We start from the raw sequence: 679 nt of genomic DNA, 5'->3' as shown, positions 1-679 counted from the left end.
TTTTGTGATGGTCGGGTATATTTTCTTCCTCAAATGACAGACACCCCACGGTGTACGCATTCTTAAATCCGCAACTCTCCGCAATAGACTGCGACAAGTCAGGGTCGCCCCGTAACACCTGAAATTGTGTGTCCTCTTTGCCCTCCCGAAGCAGGTAATCCATGCTGGCTTTCGGACTGCCACCGCCTTTGTTACCAAAGAATTTAATCAGCACGGTCAAGCACCTCCCGAAGCTGTGCCTCAATATGCCGTAACGCTAAGGCAATATTGACCGTCTCCATAGAAACCGGAGCCTGATGGCAATGACGGGCTATCTGATTAAGGTTCACACCTATCCGGTTAAGCTCAAACAGTAATGCTGGGTCAACGCTTTTCGGCTGACGCTTTGGCTTCTGACCTAACGCCAGTTCACGTAACCACTCCGCTAAACGGGGTTTGGTTTTCCGCAGAAGTAACGATTGTTTCTCGTCAGGGGTCAGGCGAATAATCACGATTTCTGTGCGTTTGGTCGTCATGCTGTTGTCCTTTTGGGGTCAAGGGGCAAAGCCCATTGCAAGGTCACGAGGAAATCTCGCAGAGATAACGATGTGTGTCCTTGCCCTAAACATTAACAGCAGATAAGATTTTGTACAATCAGTGAGGAAATGGACGGATATTAAAGATGACGAAGCAGGAAAAA

At 48.3% G+C, this 679-nt stretch carries 1 protein-coding gene and 1 pseudogene; both read right to left on the bottom strand.

What is annotated here, in order from left to right:
- Positions 1-214 (bottom strand): annotated as a pseudogene (locus AYY16_RS15095) (relaxase/mobilization nuclease domain-containing protein); the annotation flags it as partial.
- A complete protein-coding gene (locus tag AYY16_RS15090; protein WP_067368407.1) occupies positions 204-515 on the bottom strand; it encodes a MobC family plasmid mobilization relaxosome protein in 312 nt (103 codons plus the stop codon). The gene AYY16_RS15090 and the pseudogene AYY16_RS15095, both read right to left, overlap by 11 nt.
- Between the last annotated feature and the right edge of the window lie 164 nt (positions 516-679).

It is taken from the genome of Morganella psychrotolerans, from assembly GCF_001676155.1.
Taxonomy (GTDB): Bacteria; Pseudomonadota; Gammaproteobacteria; order Enterobacterales; family Enterobacteriaceae; genus Morganella; species Morganella psychrotolerans.
This window is presented reverse-complemented; position numbering and strand designations above follow the sequence as displayed.